This window comes from Pseudonocardia sp. MH-G8 (assembly GCF_002262885.1).
Lineage (GTDB): Bacteria > Actinomycetota > Actinomycetes > Mycobacteriales > Pseudonocardiaceae > Pseudonocardia.
In genome coordinates this window covers 972,931-992,493 of sequence record NZ_NKYF01000001.1, presented here as the reverse complement: position 1 = coordinate 992,493, position 19,563 = coordinate 972,931, and the positions used below count along the sequence as shown (strand labels likewise).

At 71.4% G+C, this 19,563-nt stretch carries 13 protein-coding genes; 12 read left to right on the top strand and 1 reads right to left on the bottom strand.

Annotated elements, in window-relative coordinates; genetic code table 11:
- The first annotated feature begins 5 nt into the window (after nt 1-5).
- The 7 genes from typA (at nt 6) to CFP66_RS04655 (ending at nt 10,047) form a co-directional block, all read left to right on the top strand.
- Entirely contained in the window at nt 6-1,931 is a 1,926-nt protein-coding gene (typA, locus tag CFP66_RS04685) for a translational GTPase TypA (RefSeq protein WP_094920586.1), read from the top strand.
- 53 nt (nt 1,932-1,984) lie between these two features.
- Entirely contained in the window at nt 1,985-3,841 is a 1,857-nt protein-coding gene (locus CFP66_RS04680) for an ABC transporter family substrate-binding protein (protein WP_094920584.1), read from the top strand.
- Between the two features lie 226 nt (nt 3,842-4,067).
- The gene (locus tag CFP66_RS04675; RefSeq protein ID WP_094920582.1) at nt 4,068-5,819 is read left to right on the top strand and encodes an ABC transporter family substrate-binding protein; all 1,752 of its coding nucleotides are present in this window, start codon (nt 4,068-4,070) and stop codon (nt 5,817-5,819) included.
- 119 nt (nt 5,820-5,938) lie between these two features.
- A complete protein-coding gene (locus CFP66_RS04670) occupies nt 5,939-6,919 on the top strand; it encodes an ABC transporter permease (protein ID WP_094920581.1) in 981 nt (326 codons plus the stop codon).
- Entirely contained in the window at nt 6,912-7,853 is a 942-nt protein-coding gene (locus tag CFP66_RS04665) for an ABC transporter permease (protein WP_094920579.1), read from the top strand. The genes CFP66_RS04670 and CFP66_RS04665 overlap by 8 nt, the downstream gene beginning before the upstream one ends.
- Nucleotides 7,850-9,010: an ABC transporter ATP-binding protein gene (locus CFP66_RS04660; protein WP_094920578.1), complete on the top strand. Its 1,161-nt coding sequence runs from the start codon at nt 7,850-7,852 to the stop codon at nt 9,008-9,010. Before CFP66_RS04665 ends, CFP66_RS04660 begins: the two co-directional genes overlap by 4 nt.
- Nucleotides 9,007-10,047 (top strand): ABC transporter ATP-binding protein, encoded by a 1,041-nt coding sequence (locus CFP66_RS04655; RefSeq protein WP_094920576.1) that lies wholly within the window; start codon nt 9,007-9,009, stop codon nt 10,045-10,047. The genes CFP66_RS04660 and CFP66_RS04655 overlap by 4 nt, the downstream gene beginning before the upstream one ends.
- Before the next feature lie 20 nt (nt 10,048-10,067).
- On the opposite strand, the gene CFP66_RS04650 is transcribed toward CFP66_RS04655, so the two are convergent.
- Nucleotides 10,068-11,285, bottom strand: a complete 1,218-nt coding sequence (locus CFP66_RS04650; RefSeq protein WP_094920575.1) for an ROK family transcriptional regulator — start codon at nt 11,283-11,285, stop codon at nt 10,068-10,070.
- A 230-nt stretch (nt 11,286-11,515) separates the two neighbouring features.
- Between CFP66_RS04650 and CFP66_RS04645 the strand changes: the two genes are divergently transcribed.
- The 5 genes from CFP66_RS04645 (at nt 11,516) to CFP66_RS04625 (ending at nt 19,552) form a co-directional block, all read left to right on the top strand.
- Nucleotides 11,516-12,715, top strand: a complete 1,200-nt coding sequence (locus CFP66_RS04645; RefSeq protein ID WP_233159136.1) for an ABC transporter substrate-binding protein — start codon at nt 11,516-11,518, stop codon at nt 12,713-12,715.
- A 135-nt stretch (nt 12,716-12,850) separates the two neighbouring features.
- Nucleotides 12,851-13,762, top strand: coding sequence for a carbohydrate ABC transporter permease (locus CFP66_RS04640; protein WP_094920573.1), 912 nt, complete (start codon nt 12,851-12,853; stop codon nt 13,760-13,762).
- Complete coding sequence (locus tag CFP66_RS04635) at nt 13,759-14,637, top strand: carbohydrate ABC transporter permease (protein WP_094920572.1); 879 nt, start codon at nt 13,759-13,761, stop codon at nt 14,635-14,637. The genes CFP66_RS04640 and CFP66_RS04635 overlap by 4 nt, the downstream gene beginning before the upstream one ends.
- A gap of 50 nt (nt 14,638-14,687) precedes the next feature.
- Nucleotides 14,688-17,708 carry a glycoside hydrolase family 38 C-terminal domain-containing protein gene (locus CFP66_RS04630; protein WP_233159135.1) on the top strand — a complete coding sequence of 1,007 codons (3,021 nt, stop codon included), beginning with the start codon at nt 14,688-14,690 and terminating at the stop codon, nt 17,706-17,708.
- 26 nt (nt 17,709-17,734) lie between these two features.
- The gene (locus tag CFP66_RS04625) at nt 17,735-19,552 is read left to right on the top strand and encodes a glycoside hydrolase family 2 protein (RefSeq protein ID WP_094920570.1); all 1,818 of its coding nucleotides are present in this window, start codon (nt 17,735-17,737) and stop codon (nt 19,550-19,552) included.
- Nucleotides 19,553-19,563: the final 11 nt, after the last annotated feature.

Below are 19,563 nucleotides of genomic sequence, written 5' to 3'. Positions count from 1 at the left end.
GAAGTGTGAGCACAGCATCCACCATCGCGGCACCCGCCCAACGGTCCGGCGCGGCCCGCGGTGCGGCCGGGCCGCTGCGCAACGTCGCCATCGTCGCCCACGTCGACCACGGCAAGACCACTCTCGTCGACGCCATGCTCCGCGCCTCCGGCGCATTCGGGGAGCGCTCCGCCGTCGTCGACCGGGTCATGGACTCCGGCGACCTCGAGCGCGAGAAGGGCATCACCATCCTCGCCAAGCACACGGCGATCGACTGGCACGGGATGACCCTCAACGTGGTCGACACCCCGGGCCACGCCGATTTCGGTGGCGAGGTCGAGCGCGGCCTGTCCATGGTCGACGGCGTCGTGCTGCTCGTCGACGCCAGCGAGGGCCCGCTCCCGCAGACGCGGTTCGTGCTCCGCAAGACCCTCGCCGCCGGCCTGCCGGTGGTGCTGGTGGTCAACAAGACCGACCGGCCGGACGCCCGCTGCGCCGAGGTCGTCGACGAGAGCCTCGAGCTGCTCCTGGAGCTGGCCGACGAGCTCGAGCTGGGCGAGACCGTCACGGGGCAGCTGCTCGACCTCCCCGTCGTCTACGCCAGCGGCCGGGCCGGGCGCGCCAGCCGCAACCGTCCCGCCGACGGAGAGCTGCCCGACGAGCCGGGCCTCGAGTCGCTGTTCGACGTGATCACCGACACCGTCCCGCCGCCCGCCGACGACCCCGACGCGCCGCTGCAGGCGCACGTCACCAACCTCGACGCGTCCACGTTCCTCGGGCGCATCGCGCTGTGCCGGGTGCGCGCGGGCGTGATCCGCCGGGGCCAGCAGGTCGGCTGGTGCACCGCCGACGGCAAGGTCACCCGCGTCAAGATCACCGAACTGCTGCGCACCGAGGCCCTCACCCGCGTGCCGGCCGACTCGGCCTCCGCCGGAGACCTGGTGGCCGTGGCGGGCATCCCCGACGTCACCATCGGCGACACCCTCGCCGACCCGGAGAACCCGGTGCCGCTGCCGCGCATCCACGTGGACGAGCCGGCCATCTCGGTCACCATCGGCATCAACACCTCCCCGCTGGTCGGCCGCGACCCCCACCCGGGCAACAAGCTCACCGCCCGGCAGGTGAAGAACCGGCTCGACGCCGAGCTGATCGGCAACGTGAGCCTGCGGGTGCTGCCCACCGTGCGTCCCGACTCGTGGGAGGTGCAGGGCCGCGGAGAGCTCGCGCTGGCCATCCTCGTGGAGACGATGCGCCGCGAGGGCTTCGAGATGACCGTCGGCAAGCCCGAGGTCGTCACCCGCACCATCGACGGCAAGGTGCACGAGCCGTTCGAGCAGCTCTCGGCCGACGTGCCCACCGACTACCTCGGCGCCGTCACCCAGCTGCTGGCGGGCCGCAAGGGCGAGCTCATCAACCTGATGCACGGCGACAACCGCGTCCGGATGGACTACCGGGTGCCCTCGCGCGGCCTGATCGGTTTCCGCACGGAGTTCCTGACGATCACCCGCGGTGCGGGCATCGTCAGCCACGTCTTCGACGGCTACGGCCCCTGGGTGGGCGAGCTGAACACCCGGCTGCGGGGATCGCTGATCTCCGACCGTTCCGGCCCGGTCACCGGGTACGCGGTGGAGCAGCTCGCCGACCGCGGTGTGCTGTTCATCGGCCCCGGCACGATGACCTACAGCGGGATGGTCATCGGCGAGTACACCCGCGGCGAGGACCTCGAGGTCAACATCTGCCGCGAGAAGAAGCTCACGAACATGCGGAAGTCCACCAGCGAGGAGCTGGTGAAGCTCACCCCGCCGACCGTGCTGAACCTCGAGCAGGCGCTGGAGTTCTGCGCCAACGACGAGTGCGTCGAGGTCACGCCCGAGTCGGTGCGGATCCGCAAGGTCGAGCTCGACTCGCACACCCGCAACCGTCAGCGTGCCCGGGCGCGCAACCCGCGCTGACGCATGTACCCCCCGGCCCCGGCCGGGTGGTGGCTGCTCCATACGGTGGGGGCATGACCAGGGTGAGGATGTCGGTTCGTCCTGCGCGGATGGCGGTCGTCCTGGCGCTGGCGGTGGTGCTCGCGGGCTGTACGAACTCGCCCGTGACGCCCCCGCCGGACCAGCCGGCTCCGGCGCCGCGTCCGGAGCCCACCCAGCTGGTCGTGGGGGTCGACGACATCGGAGCGGGGTTCAACCCGCACCTGCTCGCGCACCAGTCGCCGGTCACCACGGCGCTGGCCACCCTGGTGCTGCCGTCGGTGTTCACGGCCGACGCCGAGGGCACGATGCACCTGGACCCGACGATCGCCACCAGCGCGGAGGTCGTCGCCAGCGAGCCGTTCACGGTGAGCTACGAGCTCAACCTCGAGGCGTCCTGGTCGTCGAACGCGCCGATCGCCGCCGAGGACTTCGTCTACCTGTGGGAGCGGATGCGCAGCGAGCCCGGCGTCGCTGACGCGGCCGGCTACCAGCTGATCACGGAGGTCCGCTCGCGAGCCGGCGGCAAGGCCGTGGACGTGGTGTTCTCCCAGCCCTACCCCGCCTGGCAGCACCTGTTCTCGGACCTGCTGCCGGCCCACATCCTGAAGGACGCGCCCGGCTCCTGGGTGGGTGCGCTCACCAACGGCCTGCCGGCCTCGGGCGGCCCGTTCCGCATCGTGACCGTCGACCGCGCCCGCGGCGAGGTGGTGGTCGCCCGCAACGACCTGTACTGGGACACGCCCGCGGTGCTCGACCAGCTCGTGCTGCGCCGCATGGAGCCCGACGTGCTGCCCTCGGCGCTCGCGGCGGGCGACGTGGACGTCGCGCTCCCGGAGGCGGAGCCCGACATCCGCACCGCGCTCGGCGGACTGCAGCCCGCGCCGCGCCTGCAACTGGCGCCGCAACCCACCGTCACGCAGCTGGGCATGCGCTACGACGGGGGCCCGCTCGCGGACGCGCGGGTGCGGCGCGGCGTCGCGATGCTGGTGGACCGCGAGGCGATCCGCGCCGAGGTCGCCCCCGAGGCGCTGCCCGCCGACGCCTTCGGCCTGGCGCCGTCCCAGCCGGGGTACGCCTCCACGGCGCCGCCGGACGCTCCGGTGCACCCCGATCCCGCCACGGCGGCGCAGCTGCTCGCGAGCGCGGGCTGGAGCCGCGACCTCACCACGGGCCGGTGGGCCCGCAACGGCGCACCGGTCTCGCTGGTGCTCGGCGCCGCGGCCGAGCGTCCCGAGGACGTCGAGGTGGCGCGCCTGGTCGCCGCTCAGCTCGACGAGGCGGGGATCGACGTCACGCTCGTGGCGCCCACGGCCGTGGAGCTGTTGGGCCAGGCCGCGGTGCCGCCCGTGCCGCCGAGCCCGTCGCCCACGCCGGCGCCGTCGAGGACCCCGTCCGGTGCGCCGCCCGCCGACACCCCCGGGCAGCCCGCCGAGGCGCCGGAGGGCACCGCGGCGCCGCCGACCCCGATGGCGACCCCGACGCCGAGCCCGACGAGCGCTCCGGTGCCGACCCCGACCGGCGGTGTCGAGGTCGACCTGATGGTCCTGCCGCGCACCGTCGGCGGAGACCCCGGCACGGAGCTCGCCTCGGACTACGGTTGCCCGGCCCCCACGACGCTGGTGCCCGACCCGCCGCGGCCGCCCACCGGCTTCTGCCTGCCGTCGTTGCAGCCCGCGCTCGACGAGCTGGTGTCGGCGACGCCGCGCCCCGAGACGGCCCCTGCCGTGGAGCAGGTGCTGTGGGCGCAGCTGCCGGTGCTGCCGCTGTTCCAGCCGGTCTCGCTCGTGGTGAGCACGCCCGCCGCGGACGCCGTGACGGGCGTCGGGCCCGGTCCGCTGGTGTCGGGCCCGGTCACCGGTGCCGAGAAATGGCGCCCGACGACGGGGTGACAGAATTCCGCGGGCGTGGCATGTTACCGCAAGGTAACTACGGCGTAGCGCGGTGTTCGGACCCGGTCACCCTTTGGTCACGATCGGCTGGGCTCCGATGACGCGCGCGATCGCGGTTCCTACCGTGCCGTGGGTCGGTGCGCCCGGCCGACGACATGGTCCGGGTCCGTCGACGTGGACGTGGGCCCCGACCCGGGCGGTCCAGCAGAGAGAGGTCAGGAAGTCCATGAGGAGATCGAGGGCTGCTTCGCTCGCCGCGATCGGTGCTGCGGCGACGATGGTGCTCGCGGCCTGCGGCGGCGGTGGCGATGGCGGTGGTGGTGACGCCTCCGAGGGCGGTGTGTACGCGGACTGCGCCACCGATCCGAACACCTGCAACGCGGTGCCGGCGGACCAGCTCCAGCAGGGCGGGGCGATCACGTTCGCCATGGAGAAGGACATCCAGAACTGGAACGTCCTGTCCGCCGAGGGCAACGTGCTCGAGACGGCACTCGCGCTCAAGAGCGTCCTGCCGTACACGTACTACACCGAGCCCGACCTCACCTCCGCCATGAACGAGGACCTGCTCGCGTCGGCCACGATGACCAGCGAGAGCCCGCAGGTCATCGAGTACGTGATCCAGCCGGATGCCACCTGGAACGACGGCACGCCGATCAGCGCCGAGGACTTCATCTTCAACTGGAAGGTCCAGAACGGGCGCGACTGCCCGGAGTGCGCGGTCGCGTCGACCAGCGGGTACGACCGGATCGAGTCCGTCACCGGCTCCGCGGACGGCAAGACCGTGACCGTCACCTACTCCCAGCCCTACACCGACTGGGAGGGCGTGTGGGGCTCTTCCACCCCGATGTACCCGGCGCACGTCGCCGCGCAGGCCGGTGACCTCAACACCCCGGAGGGGCTGGCGGCCGGATTCACCGCACTCGGGGCCACCGTGCCGACCTACAGCGGTGGCGCGTACCAGATCGAGAACTGGGAGCAGAACGTCGCGCTGACGGTCGTGCCCAACCCGCAGTGGTACGGCGAGACGAAGCCGAAGCTCGAGCAGGTGGTCTTCCGGGTCATCACCGACGCCACGCAGGAGCCGATCGCCCTGCAGAACAACGAGGTGCAGGTGATCTACCCGCAGCCGCAGGTGGACCTCGTGCAGCAGGTCGAGAACATCCCGGGCGTCTCGCAGTACCAGGGCCTGGGCCTGACCTGGGAGCACTTCGACCTCAACCTCGCCAACCCGTTCCTGGCCGACGAGCCGCTGCGCGACGCGATGTTCACCGCGGTCAACGTGCAGGACATCATCGACAAGACCGTCGGTCAGTTCAACGACGAGGTCACGCCGCTGCGCAACCACAACTTCGTCACCAACCAGGAGGGGTACGAGGACGTCCTCCCGGCCGAGCAGGGCAGCGGTGACGTCGAGCGGGCCCGTCAGATCCTGACGGAAGCCGGCTACACCAACGTGGCAGAGGGCCAGCAGCTGACCACCCCGGACGGCCAGGTCGTGCCCACCTTCCGGATCCGGACCACGGCCGGCAACCCCATCCGCACCGCTCAGAACGAGCTGTTCGCCAGCTACGTGCGGCCGCTGGGCATCACCGTGGAGCTCGTGCCGACCGACGACCTCGGCGGCACGCTCGCCTCCGGTGACTACGACATCATGACCTACGCGTGGGTGGCTTCGCCGTACCCGTTCTCGAACGCAGGCCAGAACTGGACGACCGGTTCGGGGAGCAACTTCGGCCAGTACTCCAACCCGGAGGTCGATGCGCTGATCGGCCAGGCGGGGGCGTCCACGGACATCGCGCAGGCCCGCGAGCAGCTCAACGAGTCCAACCGGATGATGGCCGAGGACTCCTACGTGCTGCCGCTGTACCAGAAGCCGACGTTCGTGGCGGTGCAGGACAACGTCGCGAACGTGCGCAACAACTCCTCGCTGGACAGCCCGACCTACAACATCGAGGAGTGGGGTCTCCGCGCCGAGTGACGCGGCCCGGGGCCGAGGGGGATGGCGCTACCGCGCCGGTCCCCCTCGGCCCGGGTACGCTCCCCGTTGATGCCGGCGCGCCACGAGCGCGAACCTGCCCGACCATCCGGAAGCCTTGAATGCTCGCCTTCGCACTGCGCCGGATCGCGGTCTCCGTCCCGATTCTGCTGATCTCCACGTTCGTGGTCTTCATGCTCGCGTCACTGTCGGGCAACCCGCTGAACGACCTGCTCTTCCGCAACCCTCCGCCGCCACCCCAGGTGATCGCGCTGGAGACCGAGCGGCTGCGGCTGGACGAGCCGCTGCTCCAGCGCTACTGGACGTGGCTCACGGGCATCTTCACGGGTGACTTCGGGCCGTCGGTGAACTCGAACCTCGACATCGGCACCGAGGTCGCGGGCCGGTTCGTCATCACGATGCGGCTGATCGTCGTCGCGATGCTGGTGGCGCTGGTGCTCGCCGTCGTGATCGGTGTGATCAGCGCGGTCAAGCAGTACTCCAAGACCGACTACACGGCGACGTTCCTCGGTTTCCTCTTCCTCGCGATGCCGTCGTTCTGGCTCGCGATCCTGCTCAAGCAGGCGGGGATCGACTTCAACAACGCCGTCGACGAGCAGATCGTCTACACGATCGGCGACAGCTCGGTGAACCCGCCCGAGGATTTCTGGCCCTACCTCGGCGACGTCGTCGGGCACATGATCCTCCCGACGATCTCGCTCGCCCTGATCTCCTACGCGGCCTGGAGCCGCTACCAGCGGGCCGCGATGCTCGAGGTGATGAACAGCGACTACGTCCGCCTGGCGCGGGCGAAGGGGCTGTCGCGGCGGCGGGTCATGGTCAAGCACGCGCTGCGCAACGCGCTGATCCCGCTCACCACGGTCACCGCGTTGGACCTCGCCGCCATCATCAGTGGCGCCGTGGTCACCGAGACGGTGTTCCAGTGGCGGGGGATGGGCGACCTGCTGCTCACCGCGATCCGCGCGAACGACACCTACGTCGTGATGGCGTGGCTGCTCGTGACGGCCACGGTGGTCATCGGGTTCAACCTCATCGCCGACCTGCTCTACGCCGTCCTCGACCCCAGGATCCGCTATGCCTGAGAGCCCGACCAGCGCCGACGCGCCGGCCTCGGCGCCTGCCGGGGGCCCGACGACCCCGTTGCCGGAGCGCGAGTTCACGGTGGCCGAGCGCAGCCAGCTCCAGCTGGTGCTGCGGCGCTTCCTCCAGCACCGCCTCGCGGTGATCAGCCTGGTCGTGTTCGTCCTGCTCGTGCTGCTGGCATACGTCGGCGGCGCGCTCTGGAAGCACGACTTCGGCGTGTTCACCCCCGACAACTCCGACCCGCCGTCCCTCGAGCACCCGTTCGGCACCGACGCGCAGGGCAAGGACCAGTTCGCCCAGGTCATGCGCGGTACCCAGATCTCGTTGCAGATCGCGCTCGGTGTCGCGGTGTTCTCGACGGTCGTCGGGACCCTTTGGGGAGCTGTGGCCGGCTACTTCGGCGGCGCCCTCGACACGGTGATGATGCGGATCTCCGATCTCATCCTCACGCTGCCGTTGCTCGCGGTGGCCGCGATGCTCGCGCACAACTTCGGCGGCTCGTGGTGGCTGATCTCGCTGGTGATCGCGGGCCTGTACTGGGCCTACGTCTCGCGCGTGGCCCGCGGTGTCGTCCTGTCGCTGCGGGAGAAGGAGTTCATCGAGGCGGCGAAGGCACTCGGTGCCAGCGACGCCCGGATCATCCTGCGCCACCTGGTGCCCAACGCCCTCGGCTCGATCATCGTCAACGCGACGGTCCTCATCGCGGTGGCGATCCTGCTGGAGACCGCGCTGTCCTACCTCGGGTTCGGGGTGCGCGCGCCGGACACGTCGCTGGGCCTGCTGGTCAGCGAGGCGCAGACCGCGCTGACGACCCGGCCGTGGCTGTTCTACTTCCCGGGACTGTTCATCATTCTCATCGCACTGACCATCAACTTCATCGGGGACGGGCTGCGCGACGCCCTCGACCCGCAGCAGACGAAGGTGCGCCGATGACCGGCAGCGGAGGCGAGGATCTGCTCGCCGCCACGCAGACCGAGGGCGACGTGGCGCGCGCGTCCGGCGACGTGGTGCTGGAGGTCGCCGACCTCACCGTCGGGTTCCCCGGCGACGACGGCTTCGTGCGTGCCGTGCGCGGCGTGAGCTACCAGCTGCGCCGCGGCGAGGTGCTGGGGATCGTCGGTGAGTCCGGCTCCGGCAAGTCGGTCACGTCCATGGCGGTGATGGGGCTGCTGCCGGGATCGGCGAAGGTCTCCGGGTCGGTGCGCTTCGGGGAGCAGGAGCTGCTGGGCGCCTCCGACGCCGCGCTGACGAAGATCCGGGGCCGCCGGATCGCGATGATCTTCCAGGACCCGATGACGTCGCTGAACCCCGTCTACACGGTGGGGTACCAGATCGCGGAGGCCGTGCGCGCGCACCACGACGTGAGCAAGGACGCGGCGCTGCAGCGGGCCGGCGAGCTGCTGGAGATCGTCCGCATCCCCAACGCGCGGGAACGGCTGAACAGCTACCCGCACGAGCTGTCGGGCGGCATGCGCCAGCGCGTGGTGATCGCGATCGCGATGGCCAACGACCCCGACGTGATCATCGCCGACGAGCCGACCACGGCGCTGGACGTCACGGTCCAGGCGCAGATCATGGACGCGCTCGACACCGCGCGCCGCGAGACCGGGGCGGCGATGGTGCTGATCACCCACGACCTCGGCGTGATCGCGGGCCAGGCCGACCGGGTCATGGTCATGTACGCCGGCAAGCTGGTGGAGAGCGGCAGCGCCGACGACGTCTTCTACACCCCGCGCATGCCCTACACGCTCGGGCTGCTGGGCAGCCTGCCGCGGCTCGACCGACCCTCCGAGCGGCTCACCCCGATCCCGGGCGCGCCACCGTCGCTGGTCAACATGCCACCCGGTTGCCCGTTCACACCGCGCTGCCCGCTCGCGCAGGAGGTGTGCGACGAGGTGGAGCCCCCGCTGGCCCCCGCCACCGGACCGGACCACACGGCCGCCTGCCACTTCTCCGGTGAGCTGGCGGGCGCCGAGCCCGGGCAGCTGTTCGGGACGCACGTCACCGACGCCGCCGCGCTCGCGGAGTTCGTGCGCGAGACCACCGACCACGACGACACCCGCACCGACACGCAGGACCAGCACTCATGACCGCCACCCCGGACGCACCCGCCGCGGCCCCGCCCGTGCTGAGCGTGCGCAACATCGTCAAGCACTTCCCGGTGCGCTCCCGCGGCCTGCTGCGCCGGCAGGTCGGGGAGGTGCACGCCGTCTGCGGTGTCTCGTTCGAGCTCGCCGAGCAGGAGACGCTCGGCCTGGTCGGCGAGTCCGGCTGCGGCAAGAGCACCACCGCCCGCGTGGTGCTGAACCTGCAGGCCGCCACCGCGGGGGAGGTGCACTACGAGGGGCGCAACCTCACCACGCTCTCCCGCTCGCAGATGCGCGCCCTGCGCCGGGACCTGCAGATCGTGTTCCAGGACCCGTTCGCCTCGCTCGACCCGCGCATGCCCGTCAGCGAGATCATCGCCGAGCCGCTGCGCATCCACGGGCTGTACGCCGATGGCGGCCGCGACATCGTGCGCGACCTCCTGCGCACCGTCGGGCTCAAGCCCGAGCACGGCAACCGGTTCCCGCACGAGTTCTCCGGAGGCCAGCGCCAGCGCATCGGCGTTGCCCGGGCGCTCGCGCTGCGGCCCAAGGTGCTGGTGCTCGACGAGCCGGTGTCCGCGCTCGACGTCTCCATCCAGGCCGGCGTGCTCAACCTGCTCGACGAGCTGCAGTCCGAGCTGGGCCTGTCCTACCTGTTCGTCTCCCACGACCTGTCGGTCGTGCGCCACATCGCCGACCGCATCGCCGTGATGTACCTCGGCACGATCGTCGAGACCGGCACGGCGGAGCAGCTGTTCTCCGGTCCCGCCCACCCGTACACCCAGGCGCTGATCTCGGCGATCCCGCTGCCGGACCCGCGCAAGGAGCGCGCCCGCGAGCGGATCACCGTGATCGGCGACGTCCCGAGCCCGATCAACCCGCCGAGCGGCTGCCGGTTCCGCACCCGCTGCCCGAAGTTCGCGAACGAGCTGACGGACGCCGAGCGCACGGCCTGCGTGGAGCAGCCCCCGGAACTGGTGGACCGGGGCCAGGGCCACCCGGCGGCGTGCCACTACGCGGAGCGCAAGACCTTGATCTGAGGCCCACGTACGGTTCGTGGCTAGCCCATCATCAGCGCTGAGGGTCTCGGGGCCAGGAAGTGGTCCAGGACCAGTTCGGCGGCGCCCTGGGCGGCCACCTGCTCGCCCACCGTGGAGCCTGCCACCGTGACGTTCTCCCTCGCGACGACGAGCTCGGCCGCGACGAGTGCGGGCAGGACGGGGAGGAACGTGTCGCGGAGCCGGTTCCAGAGCGGGCCGCCGACGACGACCCTCGGCACGTCCAGGAGGTTCACCAGCACGCCGAGACCCACGGCGACGCGTTCGGCGGCGCGGCGCAGGATCCTGGCGGCGCCGCCGTTGCCCGCCGACGCGAGGTCGCACAGCGCCGTGCACGCGTCGTCGATCGCGAGGTAGTCGTCGAGGTTCGGCAGCGGGAGCAGGCCGAGGCCCGCGGCCTGGATGACGAGCGCCTCGGGCACGCACGCGGCGGCGAAGCCGCCGCGGCGACCGAAGCCCACGAGCTGTTCGGCGTCGGGGTCGACGATGATGTCGCCGATCTCGCCGATGTTGTTCGTCGTCCCGCGCAGCACCTGGTTCTCGACGACGACGGACGCCCCGACGCCCGACCCCAGGTAGAGGAACACGAAGTCGGTGGCGGCGCCCTCCGACGACCGCAGCTCCGCGGTGGCGGCCGCGGTGACGTCCTTGTCGAGGAGGACGGGCAGGCCCGTCGCCTCGTGGAGATCGGACCGCAGCTGGACGCCCCGCCAGTTGGGCAGCTGCGGCGGGTCGAGCACGACGCCGGCGCGGACGTCGAGCGGGCCGGGGGCGGCGATGCCGAGCCCGAGCACGCGGTCGCGATCCACGCCGGCCTCGGACATGAGCGCGGCGACCCGGTCCGCGATGAGCGCCGTCACCTCGGGCGGGTGCGTCGCCTGCGGGGTGCGCAGCTGCTGCTGGAGCCGCACCTCGCCGGCGAGGTCGAGCAGCACGATCGTCAGGCGTGCCGGGTCGATGTGCACCCCGACCGAGAACGCGCCGTCCCGGTTGACGGCCAGCGGGATGCTCGGCCGCCCCCGCGCGCCGGCCCCCGGGGCGCTCTCGAGGATCAGGCGATCGTCGATGAGGCGCCGCGTGATGTTGGAGATCGTCTGGGAGCTCAGGCCGGACGTGCGCTGCAGGTCAGCCCGGCTGACGCCGGGTGAGCGGCGGACCACGTCCAGGATCACGGCCTGGTTGAAGTCCGCGAGTTGGAGCTGGTTGCTGCCACGGTGCACGACGACTCCTTCGGTCCGGACAGGCGGCCCTTTATTCCAACGGCTGGACGAAGAGAACGATGCGCTCCGGGCGCGGGTCGACCGGGGCCGGGCTCGCTCGGACGGGAGAGACTGCCCGTCATGGCGCGATCCTGTCGTCCCATGGTTGCACTCCGCGGCCGGGCGCGCCTAGCATGAGCCCACTCTTTTCCCCATTCGATAGACAAACGGGCGCACGGAGAGGCACCGCAATGATGCGCAAGCGTGCTGCGACCGCCATGGCGGCGGTCGCGGTCCTGGTCAGTGGGCTCGCCGCGTGCTCGGCAGGTGCCGAGGCGGGGCCGGTGACGATCACGCTTCTCGAGTACCAGCAGACCCGTGCCGAGGTCGTCGAGGAGCTCATCCCCGAGTTCGAGGCCGCGATGGCGGCCGAGGGCAAGGACGTGAAGGTCGAGCTGATCACCGACGAGCTCACCGATTCCCAGTTCAAGACGAAGATCACCCAGCAACTGCACTCGGGCACGGCCCCGGACGTCATCGACATCGGCGGCAGCCACGTGACCGGCCTCGCCGGGGCGGGCTACCTGCTGCAGCTGGACGAGTACCTGGAGAGCTGGCCCGGTTGGGCGGAGTACTACGCGCCCGTCAAGGCGCAGGCCGAGCAGCCGGACGGCCACTTCTACTCCCTCCCGCACGAGGCCGGCGTGCAGAGCCTCTTCTACCGCAAGGACGTGCTCGAGCAGCTCGGCGTCGACACGTCGCAGCCGCAGACGTGGGACGAGCTGATCGAGCGGCTGAAGGTGATCACGGCCGCGACGGGTCAGCCGTCGATCCTGCTCCCGGCCGGCACCGCGTGGGGTGGCGGCACCTGGTCCGAGGGCTTCCTCCCCATCGTCGCGGGTACCGGCAGCACGTTCTACGACGGTGCGGCCGGGAAGTGGACCGTGACGAGCGAGGGCCTGTCGGCGACGTTCGACCTCTACCACGAGCTCACGACGGCCGGCCTGCTCCCCGTCCAGGACCTGCTCAACCCGAACCCCTGGGAGCCGACGAAGTACGTCGACTTCCCGGAGGGGACGCTGCCGGTGGTCGCGCAGGGCACGTGGGGCTGGCGCTACGACTGGGGCCCCCGAGGGGGCCGCACCGATCGAGGGCGTGCAGGACAAGGTCGCCACGTGGGACTACCCGGCGCTGGTGCCGGGCACGGAGCCGTACTCGGTGAGCGGCGGCGGCTTCTCCTACGGGGTGAGCGCGGAGACGGAGCACGCCGACGCCGCGGTCGAGCTCGCCCAGTGGCTGAGCTCGGGCAGCGCGCTCGCGCGGCAGCTCGTCGCGGTCGGTGCGGCGGCACCGCGCTCCGGGATCTCCGACCTCGCGCCCTACAGCGGCGAGCCGAGCCTCCTCGACGCCGAGGAGAAGCTCACGACGAGCATCGACGTTCCGGAGGGTGACGGCGCCGACCAGGCGTCCCAGGCGGCGCAGAACGCGACCGAGCAGATCCTGCTCGGCAGGGCCGACGGGGCGCAGGCTGCGTCCGCGTTCGCGCAGGACGCCGCCGACCTGCTCGGCCCCAACCTGGTCTCGCCGTGACCACTCCCGGTGCGCCGGTCCTGCGATCGGGCCCGCGGCTGCGCCACGGTGGTCTCCTGCCGTTGCTGCTGGGGCCGTCGGTCCTGCTCATCGGGGTCTTCGTCGTCGCCCCGACCGCGTACGGGGTCTACCTCAGCTTCACCAACACCCAGCTGACCGGGTTCGCCGCACGGGATCCCCAGTTCGTCGGCCTCGACAACTACTCCTACCTGCTCGGGTCCGGTGACTTCCTGGCGTCGCTGGGGCACACGGGTTCCTTCGTGCTCTGGTCCGCGATCATCGGTCAGACCGTGCTCGGGATGCTCGCCGCGCTGCTGCTGGGCAGGAAGTGGCTGCGCGGCAAGGGCCTGTTCGGCGCCGCGGTGCTGCTGCCGATGGTGGTGCCCGAGGTCGTGGCCTCGCTCACCTGGGCGAGCGTGCTCTCCCCGCGCGACGACGGCACGCTCAACCGGCTGCTCGCCGTGTTCGGCGAGGGATCGGTGGCGGCGCTGCAGGAATCCCCGATGCTCTGCATCATCGTCGTCAACATCTGGCGGGGTGTCGCCTTCGCGATGATCATGTTCCAGGCGGCGTTGGAAGACGTGCCGGACGAGCTCATCGAGGCCTCCCGGATCGACGGGGCGAGTGCGGTGCAGGTCTTCCGCTACGTCACGCTGCCGCTCATCCGCGGGCCCGTGTTCCTCTACCTGCTGCTGACGACGATCACCACGGTCGGCGTGTTCGGGCTGGTCTACTTCCTCACCCAGGGCGGTCCCGGTTCCGCCACGGAGCTCACCTCGATCTACATCTTCGAGCGCGCGTTCCAGTACTCCCAGATAGGGCTCGGCAGCGCGGCGTCGGTCATCCTGCTGGTGCTCGTCCTCGTGCTCGGCCTCACCTACGTCCGGCTCGCGAAGGTGGACGTGTGACCGTCACGGTGGAGCGCCCCGCGACCCGGGTGGAGGGACGGGTGCGCCGGCAGGCGTCAGCGCTGGAGGTCGCTCAGCGCGCGATCCAGTACCTCCTCCTGACGCTGCTCGCACTGTTCTGCGTGGTGCCGTTCGCCTGGGTGCTGCTGAGCGCCGTGGACGCCGACGCCGGTCCCACCGTGCAGGCCCCCGCGTTCAGCCTGGCGAACTTCGCGCGGTTCTTCACCGCGGCCGACACGCCGCGGCTGCTGGTCAACAGCCTCGTGATCGCCATCGCAGCCACGGCGCTCAACCTCGCGGTCGGAGTACTGGGCGCGTACGCGCTGTCGCGGTTCCGCTTCCGCGGCCGCAAGTTCTTCATGTTCTCGATCCTGCTCATCCGGGTGATCCCGGCACCGGCGACGATCGTGGCGCTCTACCTGCTGATGGTCGAGATGAGTCTCGACAACAGCTATCTGGGCCTGATCCTGGTGGAGGCCGCCGTCGCGTTGCCCGTGACCCTGTGGCTGCTGAAGGGCACCATCGACGCGATCCCGTTCGAGCTGGAGGAAGCCGCCTGGATGGACGGGAACACGCGGTTCGGGGCGATCCGCCGGATCGTGTTCCCGCTGGTCGGCCCGGGCCTCGGAGCCGCGGCGATGATCACCTTCATGGCGGTGTGGGGTGATTTCCTGACGCCGCTGGTGCTCCTCCAGTCACCGGAGCTCTACCCGTTGTCGATCGGGTTGTTCCGGGCCTTCAGCGCCTTCAACCAGGTTGACTGGGGCGTGCTCGCCGCCAGCGCCCTCATCTACATGGTGCCGCCGACGATCCTCTACGTCCTGCTCCGCCGGTTCCTCCTCCGTTCGAGCCTCGGCGGCGCACTCAAGGGCTGATCCGATCCTGTTGTTGCAGGTTCTCCACTTTCTAGGGACGACGAACGACTGTGCTTGACGACATCAATCCGCACGGCCGCTCGCAGCTCGACGCGGTCGAGCTCGCGATGCTGCGGGTACGCCGGTTCACCAAGTTCCGCATCAGGCCCGCGATCTACCGGGATTCCCGCCCCGTCCAGGTCGCGGCGTGGTCGGTCGGCGGGGAGCCCGTGCCGTTCGCGCACGCGGTGGCGCAGCGGTTCGAGCCGTTCGCGCTCGGCCGCGCATGGGGCCGACCGTGGGACACCGTCTGGTTCGACGTGCGCGGCGAGGTTCCCGCCGACTGGGACCCGGACGAGACGGAGCTCGTCGTCGACCTCGGGTTCACCGGCGACCAGGCCGGGTTCCAGGCGGAGGCCACGGCCTACCGGCCGGACGGCACGATCGTCAAGGCGATCGAACCGCTCAACGCCTGGGTCCCGCTCCCCGTGGGCCCGTTCCGCCTGCTGATCGAGGCGGCGGCGAACCCCGTCATCCAGACGCCGTACGAGTACGAGCCGACCGCGCTGGGCGACAAGGCGACCGCGGGTGACGCGCTGCAGTACCGCCTCACCGAGCTGTCGGTGTCGCGGCGGGATCTGACCGTGTGGGAGCTGCTGCAGGACGTCGCGGCCCTCGACGGGCTCGTCGACGTGCTCCCCGCCCACGGTTCCCGCCGCGCCGAGGTCGTGCACGCGCTCGAGCGCATGGTGGACGCGATGGACCCCGACGACGTCCCGGGCACGGCGGCGCTGGGCCGCGAGATCCTCGCCCCGGTGCTGCGCAGCGGCGCAGCCGAGAGCTCCTTGGTCGTGTCCGCCGTGGGACACGCGCACATCGACTGCGCCTGGCTCTGGCCGGTGCGCGAGACCGTGCGGAAGGTCGCGCGGACCTTCGCCAACGTGCTCGACCTCGTCGACCGCAACCCCGATTTCGTCTTCGCCGCGTCCTCGGCGCAGCAGTACGCCTGGCTCAAGGAGAGCCGGCCCGAGCTCTTCGAGCGCGTCCGCGCGGCGGTGGCGGCCGGGAACATCCGCCCGGTGGGCGGGATGTGGGTCGAGTCCGACACCAACATGCCCGGCGGTGAGGCGCTGGCCCGGCAGTTCGTGCTCGGGAAGCGGTTCTTCCTGGAGGAGTTCGGGGTCGACAGCGAGGAGGCCTGGCTGCCCGACTCGTTCGGCTACACGGCCGCACTCCCGCAGATCGTGCGGGCGGCGGGCGCGCGCTGGTTCCTCACCCAGAAGCCGTCGTGGAACACCACGAACGCGATGCCGTACTCGAGCTTCCTCTGGGAGGGCATCGACGGGTCGCGCGTGTTCACCCACTTCCCGCCGGCGGAGACCTACAACTCCGACCTCGGGGCGCAGGACCTGGCCCGCACCGAGCGCGTGTTCCGGCAGAAGGGCGCGGCCCGGCACGTGCTCGGGCTGTTCGGCTGGGGCGACGGCGGCGGCGGGCCCACCCGGGAGATGCTCGCGGCGGCCGAGCGCAAGGAGGACCTCGACGGCTCCCCGCGCGTGCGCCTGGGCGACCCGCAGAGCTTCTTCGCCGCGGCCGAGGCGGAGCTGCCCACCCCGCCGGTGTGGGTGGGCGAGATGTACCTCGAGCTGCACCGCGGCACGCTGACCTCGCAGCACCGGGGCAAGCACGGCAACCGCCACAGCGAGGGACTGCTCCGCGAGGCCGAGCTGTGGGCGGCCACAGCGGCCGTCCTGCGCGGCACGCCGTACCCCTACGGCGCGCTCGAGCGCGCCTGGCAGGTCGTGCTCCTGCAGCAGTTCCACGACATCCTGCCCGGGACGTCGATCGCCTGGGTGCACGAGGAGGCCGAGCGCAACTACGAGCGGGTCGCCGAGGAGCTGACCGCTCTGATCGAGGCCTCCCTGGACGCGCTCGGCACCGGCGGCGACACCCTGGTGGCCGCGAACGCCGGGCCGTACACCCACGACGGCGTGCCCGGCCTCGGCATCGGCCCGGCGACCGCGCCCGCCGTGGCGCGCCCGCGCCCCGACGGCGACCGGATCGTGCTCGAGGACGGCCTGCTGCACGTCGAGGTCGACCGGCGGGGGACGCTCGTCTCGGTCGTCGACCGGGTCGCGGCCCGCGAGCTGCTGCCCGCGGGGCTCGCGGGGGGCGTCCTGCAGCTGTTCCGCGACACCCCGCGGGAATGGGACGCGTGGGACATCGACGACGAGGACAAGCGCAGCGGGCGCGTCCTCGTCGAGCCCGTGTCCGTCGACATCGCGGACGACGCCGTTGTGGTGCGCCACACGCTGGACGGCACGACCATCGACGTCACGATCCGGCTGGTGGACGGCCGCGTCGAGTACGGCTTCGAGATCGACTGGCACGAGTCGCAGAAGCTGCTCAAGCTCGCGTTCCCCCTCGACGTGCGGGCCGACCGTGCGACGTCGGAGATCCAGTTCGGCCACCTCCACCGCCCGATCCACCAGAACACGTCCTGGGACGCCGCCCGGTTCGAGACCGTGGCCCACCGCTGGGTCCACGTCGGCGAGCCCGGGTACGGCGTGGCGATCGCGAACGACGTGGTCTACGGCCACGACATCCGGGGCGGCCAGGCCCCGGACGGGCGGCCGATGACGACGGCACGCCTGTCGCTCCTGCGGGCCCCGCGCTACCCCGACCCGGGCGCGGACCGGGGACGGCACTCGTTCACGGTGAGCCTCCGTCCCGGGGGGATCCCCGACGCGATCGCCGACGGGTACGCGCAACACCTGCCGCCGCGGGTCACCCGGGGCGTGCCGACGCAGCCGCTCGTCGAGGTCACGGATCCGGCCGTCGTCGTCGAGAGCGTGAAGCTCGCCGAGGACCGTTCCGGCGACCTCGTCGTGCGCCTCTACGAAGCACACGGCAACCGCTCGCGCGCAACCGTGCGGACGTCGTTCGCGTGGAGCGAGGCCACGGCGACGGATCTGCTCGAACGGCCGGTGGCGAGCGACGCGGTCCGCCGGGTGGGCGCCGGAGCGGACGTCGACCTGGTGTTGCGCCCCTTCGAGCTGCTGACCCTGCGGTTCCGCGACCCCCGAGTCTGACCCCCGAGCCCGAGAGGAAGGCACCCGTGCCCGTCGACGAGACACGGCAGCCCCGCGAGGAGTACCCGCGCCCGCAGTTCCGCCGCGACCGCTGGCTGAACCTGAACGGCCGCTGGGGCTTCGAGATCGACAACGGCGACAGCGGGCTCGACCGCGGCCTGCAGGACACGCCGTTGTCGGGCGAGATCCTGGTGCCGTTCGCACCCGAGAGCGCGCTGTCCGGGATCGACGAGCAGGACTTCATGCGGGCCGTCTGGTACCGGCGCACGATCACGGTGCCGCAGGAGTGGCACGGCAGCCGGGTGCTGCTGCACTTCGGTGCGGTCGACCACGACACGACCGTGTGGGTGGGCGGCATCGAGGCCGGCCGGCACCGGGGAGGCTTCTCCAGCTTCACCTTCGACATCACCGACGCCGCGTCGCCGGGCACGCAGGTGCCGCTGGTCGTGCGGGCCCGGGACGAGCCGGACGCGATGCAGGCGCGTGGCAAGCAGTCCCGCGAGTACGCCCCTCGGGCGGCGAAGTACCTGCGGACGACCGGGATCTGGCAGACGGTCTGGATGGAGCCCGTGCCGGCGACCGCGATCCGCCGCCCCCGCATCACGCCGAACCTCGCCGGCCGGTCGTTCGACGTGGAGGTGCCACTCTCCGCGAACCTCGTCGGTGGCGTCGTCCGCGTCACCGTCTCGGACGACGCCGGCGAGGTCGTCACCGGTGAGGTCCGCGCCGACCTCGACCTCGCCCCACGCCTGGGTCTCGTGCTGTCGGAGGAGCGGGTACGGCTCTGGTCGACGACCGATCCCTTCCTCTACGACGTGCGCATCGAGTTGCGGGATGCGGACGGGCGGCTCGTCGACCGCGTCGAGTCCTACGCCGGGCTGCGGAGCGTCGGGATCACCGGCAAAGCGGTCAGGATCAACGGCGAAGTCGTGTTCCAGCGGCTGGTCCTCGACCAGGGCTGGTACCCGGACGGGCTGATGACGGCGCCCAGCGACGCCGACCTCGTCCGGGACATCGAGCTCTCCCTCGCCGCGGGCTTCAACGGGGCGCGGTTGCACCAGAAGGTGTTCGAGGAGCGCTTCCTCCACCACGCGGACCGCCTCGGCTATCTCGTCTGGGGCGAGTTCGGCGACTGGGGATGCAACACCGAGCAGGGCGAGACCACGAACCAGCAGCCCGACGCCTCGTACGTCCAGGAGTGGCTGGAGGTGCTGGAGCGGGACTACTCCCACCCCTCGATCATCGGCTGGTGCCCGCTGAACGAGACCTGGCAGGCCTACGGCGATCGCATCACCGCCCTGGACGACGTGATGCGCGCGATGTTCCTCGCCACCAAGGCGTTCGACACGTCGCGCCCGGTCCTGGACACGTCCGGCTACGCGCACCGGGTTCCGGAGTCCGACGTCTACGACAGCCACGACTACGAGCAGGACCCGCACGCGTTCGCCGCGAACCACGCCCGCCTCGCCGAGGGCGAGCCGTACGTGAACCGGTCCGACGCGACCGGTGAGCCGTGGTCGATCGCCTACCGGGGCCAGCCCTTCTTCGTCAGCGAGTTCGGCGGGATCTGGTGGAACCCGGCCGAGGCCGGGCGCGCGCAGTCGGCGAGCGGGTCCTGGGGGTACGGGGACCGGGTGCGCGACCTCGAGGAGTTCTACACCCGCTTCGAGGGCCTGGTCGCGGTGCTGCGCGACGACCCGGAGATGTTCGGGTACTGCTACACGCAGCTGACGGACGTGTTCCAGGAGCAGAACGGCCTCTACCGGTTCGACCGGATGCCGAAGTTCGACCTGGCCAGGATCCGCGCCGCCCAGGTGCGCCCGGCCGCGATCGAGCATCGCTGAGGGCGCGCCGT

What these genes read in the sequence shown, in the direction of transcription:
- CFP66_RS04660 (WP_094920578.1), top strand. Translation starts at nt 7,850, where the DNA reads ATGACCGGCAGCGGAGGCGAGGATCTGCTCGCCGCCACGCAGACCGAG.
- CFP66_RS04675 (WP_094920582.1), top strand. Translation starts at nt 4,068, where the DNA reads ATGAGGAGATCGAGGGCTGCTTCGCTCGCCGCGATCGGTGCTGCGGCG.
- CFP66_RS04645 (WP_233159136.1), top strand. Translation starts at nt 11,516, where the DNA reads ATGATGCGCAAGCGTGCTGCGACCGCCATGGCGGCGGTCGCGGTCCTG.
- CFP66_RS04655 (WP_094920576.1), top strand. Translation starts at nt 9,007, where the DNA reads ATGACCGCCACCCCGGACGCACCCGCCGCGGCCCCGCCCGTGCTGAGC.
- CFP66_RS04665 (WP_094920579.1), top strand. Translation starts at nt 6,912, where the DNA reads ATGCCTGAGAGCCCGACCAGCGCCGACGCGCCGGCCTCGGCGCCTGCC.
- CFP66_RS04670 (WP_094920581.1), top strand. Translation starts at nt 5,939, where the DNA reads ATGCTCGCCTTCGCACTGCGCCGGATCGCGGTCTCCGTCCCGATTCTG.
- CFP66_RS04680 (WP_094920584.1), top strand. Translation starts at nt 1,985, where the DNA reads ATGACCAGGGTGAGGATGTCGGTTCGTCCTGCGCGGATGGCGGTCGTC.